The 5,963-nt window shown below is 64.5% G+C and carries 10 protein-coding genes; 8 read left to right on the forward strand and 2 right to left on the reverse strand.

Annotation, left to right across the window (positions count from 1 at the left end):
* From EOD07_RS19055 to EOD07_RS19075, 5 genes are all read left to right on the forward strand, one after another.
* On the forward strand, positions 1-540 hold a 540-nt coding region (locus tag EOD07_RS19055), incomplete at its 5' end, for an NAD(P)H-dependent glycerol-3-phosphate dehydrogenase (protein ID WP_348627775.1).
* A 17-nt stretch (positions 541-557) separates the two neighbouring features.
* Complete coding sequence (locus tag EOD07_RS19060; RefSeq protein WP_040991461.1) at positions 558-854, forward strand: YciI-like protein; 297 nt, start codon at positions 558-560, stop codon at positions 852-854.
* Between the two features lie 88 nt (positions 855-942).
* On the forward strand, positions 943-1,368 hold the full coding sequence (locus EOD07_RS19065; RefSeq protein ID WP_127236572.1) for an EVE domain-containing protein: 426 nt from the start codon (positions 943-945) through the stop codon (positions 1,366-1,368).
* Entirely contained in the window at positions 1,323-2,021 is a 699-nt protein-coding gene (locus EOD07_RS19070; protein ID WP_206519497.1) for a methyltransferase, read from the forward strand. Before EOD07_RS19065 ends, EOD07_RS19070 begins: the two co-directional genes overlap by 46 nt.
* A gap of 50 nt (positions 2,022-2,071) precedes the next feature.
* Positions 2,072-2,497, forward strand: a complete 426-nt coding sequence (locus EOD07_RS19075; RefSeq protein WP_127236574.1) for a DUF1761 domain-containing protein — start codon at positions 2,072-2,074, stop codon at positions 2,495-2,497.
* Positions 2,498-2,504: 7 nt separating this feature from the next.
* On the opposite strand, the gene gcvA is transcribed toward EOD07_RS19075, so the two are convergent.
* Positions 2,505-3,425 carry a transcriptional regulator GcvA gene (gene gcvA / locus EOD07_RS19080; RefSeq protein WP_127236575.1) on the reverse strand — a complete coding sequence of 307 codons (921 nt, stop codon included), beginning with the start codon at positions 3,423-3,425 and terminating at the stop codon, positions 2,505-2,507.
* Between the two features lie 131 nt (positions 3,426-3,556).
* Here gcvA and EOD07_RS19085 point away from each other — a divergent pair, with 131 nt between their 5' ends.
* Positions 3,557-3,817 carry a hypothetical protein gene (locus tag EOD07_RS19085; protein ID WP_127236576.1) on the forward strand — a complete coding sequence of 87 codons (261 nt, stop codon included), beginning with the start codon at positions 3,557-3,559 and terminating at the stop codon, positions 3,815-3,817.
* A 46-nt stretch (positions 3,818-3,863) separates the two neighbouring features.
* Here EOD07_RS19085 and EOD07_RS19090 read toward each other — a convergent pair whose 3' ends face one another.
* On the reverse strand, positions 3,864-4,397 hold the full coding sequence (locus tag EOD07_RS19090; RefSeq protein ID WP_245470275.1) for a L,D-transpeptidase: 534 nt from the start codon (positions 4,395-4,397) through the stop codon (positions 3,864-3,866).
* A 149-nt stretch (positions 4,398-4,546) separates the two neighbouring features.
* Here EOD07_RS19090 and EOD07_RS19095 point away from each other — a divergent pair, with 149 nt between their 5' ends.
* Together EOD07_RS19095 and EOD07_RS19100 are read left to right on the forward strand one after the other, a co-directional pair.
* Positions 4,547-5,230 carry a response regulator transcription factor gene (locus EOD07_RS19095; RefSeq protein ID WP_040991447.1) on the forward strand — a complete coding sequence of 228 codons (684 nt, stop codon included), beginning with the start codon at positions 4,547-4,549 and terminating at the stop codon, positions 5,228-5,230.
* A 264-nt stretch (positions 5,231-5,494) separates the two neighbouring features.
* The gene (locus tag EOD07_RS19100; protein WP_073985194.1) at positions 5,495-5,950 is read left to right on the forward strand and encodes a cyclic nucleotide-binding domain-containing protein; all 456 of its coding nucleotides are present in this window, start codon (positions 5,495-5,497) and stop codon (positions 5,948-5,950) included.
* Positions 5,951-5,963 lie beyond the last annotated feature (13 nt).

Genomic DNA, 5,963 nt, shown 5'->3' on the forward strand with positions numbered 1-5,963 from the left:
GTTGTGGTCGCTGCCCGCGACGAGGCATTGGCCGCCGATCTCGCCGCCCGCTTTTCCGCCGAAAACCTGCGCTGCTATTCCAGCGACGACCTGATCGGCGTCGAGATCGGCGGCGCGCTGAAGAACGTCTTCGCCATCGCCGCCGGCGCGATCACCGGCGCCGGCCTCGGCGCCAGCGCCCAGGCCGCCATGGTGACGCGCGGCTTCGTCGAACTGCGCCGCATCGGCGCCGCCTTCGGCGCGAAGCCCGAGACGCTGATGGGGCTTTCCGGCCTCGGCGACCTCTTGCTCACCTGCTCCTCGGCGCAGTCGCGCAATTTCGCCTACGGCCTGGCGCTCGGCCAGGGCAAGCCGCTTGCCGGCCTGCCGCTGGCCGAAGGCGTGCCGACGGCGGGCATCGCCGCCCGCATCGCCGCCGAGCGCGGCATCGAGGCGCCGATCATCTCGGCCGTCGCCGCCATCCTCGACGGCAAGGTGACCATCGGCCACGCGGTGACCGCGCTGATGACACGCCCGCTCAAAACCGAAACCGACATCTGAACCATCGGAGTTGAAAAATGCTGTTTGCGTTGATTTGCAAGGACAAGCCCGGCAGCCTGCAGCTGCGCGTCGATACGCGGCCGGCGCATGCGGCGTTCCTGGAAGGCCTGATCAGCGAAGGCAGGCTTGCCTTTGCCGGTCCCTTCCTTGACGCCGACGGCAAGCCGGACGGCAGCCTGGTGATGATCGAGGCGCCCGACATGGCCGGCGCCCAGGCGCTCGCCGCGGCCGACCCCTACGCCAAGGCCGGCCTGTTCGAAAGCGTGCAGATCCGGCCGTGGAACTGGGTCTTCCAGAAACCCGCCGGCGCATGATCGTTCGCTGCCCTCGCCGCAACGGCGGCGAGAGAGTAAGCATAGACGGCAACGCCATGCGTGGCGGCAAAGCGATGGGACAAACGATATGAATTACTGGCTGTTCAAGTCCGAGCCTTCGGTCTTTTCCTTCGAGGCGCTGAAGGCCAAGGGCAAGGCCGGCACGCAATGGGACGGCGTGCGCAACTACGCCGCCCGCAACAACATGAAGGCGATGCGGATCGGCGATCTCGGCTTCTTCTACCATTCCAATGAGGGGCTCGACATCGTCGGCATCGCCGAGGTCTGCGCGCTGGCGCATCCCGACACCACCACCGACGATCCGCGCTGGGAATGCGTCGACATCCGCGCCTACAAGGACGTGCCGAAGCCGGTGACGCTGGAACAGGTCAAGGCCAACCCCAAGCTCGCCGAGATGGCGCTGGTGCGGCTCGGCCGGCTTTCCGTGCAGCCGGTGACGCCGGCCGAATGGAAAGAGGTCTGCCGCATGGCCGAGCTCAACCCGGCGCCGTGAAACGACTGACGCCGAAAAGCGCGAAGACCTTCATCCTCGACAACACGGCGCTGATGGCGCCGCCGCATGTGCCGGAAGTGCTTCTGCACCTCGCCGACGAGGCGCATGACCTTTGGCTGCGCACCGAGGAGGAGCTGGCCGAGATCGGCCTGCCGCCGCCCTTCTGGGCCTTTGCCTGGGCCGGCGGCCAGGGCCTCGCCCGCTATGTGCTCGACCACCCGGGGACCGTACGCGGCAGGCGCGTGCTCGACTTCGCCTCCGGCTCGGGCCTCGTCGCCATCGCCGCGATGAAAGCGGGCGCGAAGCAGGTGATCGCCGCCGACATCGACCCGTTCTGCGAGACGGCGATCGCCATCAACCTCGAAGCCAACGGCGTCGAAGCGCAATTCCTCGGCACGGATAGCATCGGCACCGACGGTGGCTGGGACGTCGTGCTTGCCGGCGACGTCTTCTACGACAAGGCTTTCGCCGACAGGCTGCTGCCCTGGTTCGGGTCCCTGAAGGCGCGCGGCGCCGAGATCCTCGTCGGCGATCCCGGCCGCGCCTACCTGCCGAAGACCGGGCTGCAATCGCTTGCCGTCTACCGGGTTCCGGTGACGCGTGTGCTGGAAGATGCCGACGTCAAGCGTACGACTGTCTGGCGCCTTGCTTGACGCGATCCCCGAACAAGCGTTCCATCGCATTTCGATCTAGAGGGGAAAGCATGGATTTTTCGGTCGTGAACTGGCTGGCGGTGATTGTCGCCGCCGTTGTCGCATGGTTGTTCGGCGCCGCCTGGTACATGAGCCTGAGCAAGCCCTGGCTGAAGGCGGCCAAGCTCGACCCGGCCACAATGAAGCGCTCCGCCGTTCCGTTCGTCGTCAGCTTCATCGCCGAGCTGATCATGGCGTTGGTGCTGACGCTGGTGGTCGGCGCCATAACCGGCGGCGAGCCGAACCCTATCGCGGGATTGCTGTTCGGCTTCGTGCTTTGGCTGGGCTTCATCGCCACGACGCTTGCCGTCAACCACCGCTATGAAGGTTTCGGCTGGGCCCTGACGCTGATTGATGCCGGCCATTGGCTGGGAGTGATGCTGATCATCGGCGCCATCATCGGCTGGTTCGGCGCGCCCGCGGCGCCAGCGGGTTAAGTCGCCATCACGTCTGCGTCTTCGCCGCCTCCTCTATAAGCCATTCGCGAAAGGCCACGACGCGCTCGTCGTCCTTCACGGCCTCGGGATAGACCAGGAAATAGGCGAATTCCGGCGCGACCTTGATGCCGAGCTCGAAGGGCCGCACCAGGCGCCCTTGCGAGAGATCGTTGGCCACCATGGCAAAGTCGGCGAGCGCTACCGCATTGCCGTCGAGCGCCGCCTGGATAGCATCGGTCGAGGACCCGAAGACCAGCGTGCGGCTGTCGTCGAAATCGTCGACGCCGGCGGCGTGCATCCACATGCTCCAGTTCGGCCAGGTCACGCCCTGCCGCGACCATTCGATATGCGCGAGCGTATGGTTGAAGAGGTCGCGCGGCTCCTTCAGCGGCGGACCTGAGGCGAGCAGCGCCGGGCTGCAGACCGGGATGATGATGTTCTCGAACAGCCGATGCGCGATGATCCCCGGATACTTGCCGGTGCCGAAGCGGATGCCGACATCGACATCGTCGCGCTCGAAATCCCTGACGTCGTAGGTGATGTCGAAACGCAGCTCGACGCCGGGCTTCTGCCGGCGGAAATCGTCGACGCGCCGCATCAGCCACTTCGTCGCGAACTGTGCGTCGAGCGTCACCTTCAGCAGCGCCGTGCCGCGGGTCATCTTGCGGGCGCGGCTGACGGCGCGGTTGAGCAGGTCGAGCGCATCGACGGAGGCCTCCAGCAGCAAGTTGCCCGCCTCCGTCAGCCGGATGGTACGGCTGGTGCGCGTGAACAGCACCAGGTCGAGCTGATCCTCGATTTCCTTGATCTGATGGCTGACCGCCGCCGGCGTCAGGCCGAGCTCGTCGGCGGCGCGGGTGAAGTTGAGATGCCTGGCGGCCGCCTCGAATGTCCTCAGCGCGCGTGTTCCCGGCAGCAGCTTGGGCATGCGATCTCCAAATAAAACTTGACGATCAGAAAAGAACTACTCGTTTCCCGTTTGTTTTTCAATCCGGCATCATGGCTTCATCGAAACACCATGAAACTGGATTTGATATCCGGAGAACACGGGATAAAGCCATGTCTGAGATCGCCCTGAAGCCCTGCACCCCCCTGGAATCGCCCTCGGGCCTGACCCTTTGGCTGCGTTCGGCGCGCGATTGGCTGCGCCAGGCTCGCGTCGCCGCCGCCTTGCCTGCGGAATCCGTCGAAGATCTTTCCGATCGCGAGCTGCGCGACATCGGTGGCCGGCGCCACGACATCACAAAGGCGGTGGACCGCGAGCTCCGTGAGATCGGACTGCTGGGGACAGGTTGGCAGAAACCGGGAAACAGGCAGTAGGGATTAGGCAGTAGGCAATAGGAAGGAGACACCTGCTGCCTACTGCCTACCTCACCACCTTCACCACCGTCCTATCCGACAGCAACGGAAGCAGCCTCGCCATGGTCCGCGCCGTCACCGCCACGCAGCCTTGGGTCGGCGTGAAGCCCGGCCGTGCCAGATGGAAGAAGATCGCGCTGCCCCGCCCGCGCCGACGCGGCGCGATGTTCCAGTCGAGCACCAGGCAGACATCGTAGAGCCGGTCGTCGCGCTTCATCCGCTCATGGCTCGCGCCATAGGGGATCTTCACCGGACGGTTGTAGTTGCGGTCGTCCGGCACCTCGCACCAGCCGAGATCCGGACCGATGGGCGCCATCGGGAGCCTCGTCCGGCGACCGCCCGGAAAATGATCGCCCCGGAAATAGCCCGACAGGATGCGCATCGACGCCAGCGGCGTCGCGCCGTCCCCTTCATGCTTGTTGGCGGTGATGCCGCTGCGCCCCAGCGCACAGGGAAACACCGTTTTGCCGGCTTGCAGGAAGCCTTGCGCGGGGTTGCCGGGGCGCGCGCGCACCACCAAAACGCCCAGGCCTTTCGGCAAAAATGCGCCCGCCGCATTGCGAGCGCGTTTTTTCTTGTATGATCGTGTCACGGAACAAATCACTGTGATCGGCTGTTGCGCCGGTGAGCTTCCGCATAAATGGGGGGAGGTCAACTGAATATTCTTTTTAAAACAACGGATTGATATCCATGACATCACGCACCATCCTGATCGTCGATGACGACGACGACCTGCGCGCCACCCTGGTCGAGCAGCTGGCGCTTTACGAAGAATTCGACGTCCAGCAGGAATCGACCGCCGCAAAAGGCGTTGCCGCCGCCCGTGGCGGCGTTGTCGACCTGCTCATCATGGATGTCGGCCTGCCCGACATGGACGGCCGCGAGGCGGTGAAGATCCTGCGCAAGGGCGGCTACAAGGCGCCGATCATCATGCTGACCGGCCACGACACCGATTCCGACACGATCCTGGGCCTCGAGGCCGGCGCCAACGATTATGTGACCAAGCCCTTCCGCTTCGCCGTGCTGCTCGCGCGCATCCGCGCCCAGCTTCGCCAGCACGAGCAGAGCGAGGACGCGACCTTCTCGGTCGGCCCCTACACGTTCAAGCCCAGCCAGAAGCTGCTGATCGATCCGCGCGGCGCCAAGGTGCGGTTGACCGAGAAGGAAGCCTCGATCATCAAATATCTCTACCGCGCCGACCAGAAGGTGGTGACGCGCGACGTGCTGTTGGAAGAGGTCTGGGGCTACAATTCCGGCGTCACCACGCACACGCTGGAGACCCATGTCTACCGGTTGCGCCAGAAGATCGAGCGCGATCCTTCCAATGCCGAAATTCTTGTGACAGAAAGCGGCGGCTACAAGCTGGTTCCTTAAACATTTCATGATCTAGAACAATTCCAGGAAAAGTGTGAAACGGTTGGGCTCGGCGGCTTCGCCGTAGCCTTCCGTCCGGAATTGAGCCAAAAGAGATGAGAGCGGTCGGGCGGGACCGCTTCGGGTACGATCCTGGTGCTGGAGGGTGATGGATCGGCTCGTTGCACGCATCGTACGATGCATGGCGGAGCGTTTCTCGCGTGCCCAGGAGGGCGCGCCGCTCCAAAGGAGGGACTGGACTGACCGCTCGGGGACACAGCTAGGATGGCGCTGGATGATGACATCCTCATCCTGTCCAGTGTGAAGCTTTTCCAGGGCTTCACGCAGGAACAATTGCGCCTGCTCGCCTTCGGCGCCGAGACCACGGTGCTGCAGGCCGACCATAAGCTCTACCGCGAGGACGACGTCGCCGACTCGGCCTACATCGTGGTCAGCGGCTTGATCACGCTCTATCGGGAGCTAGGCGGCGAACGCGTCCCGATCGGTACGGCAGGCCCGGGCACCATGCTGAGCGAACTGGCGCTGATCGCCGACACCAACCGGCTGACCAGCGCTTCCGCCGCAGTCGATTCGGAAGTGATCCGATTGAGCCGCAAGATGTTCCACCGGATCCTGGAAGAATATCCCGAGATCGCGGTTCTGTTGCATGAGCGCATCCTGGAGGAATTCCAGCAGATGATCGCCCGCATCGAGAAACTGGCGCCGCGCTTTACGGGATAGGACTCGACGAACG

Source organism: Mesorhizobium sp. M2C.T.Ca.TU.002.02.1.1, from assembly GCF_003997225.1.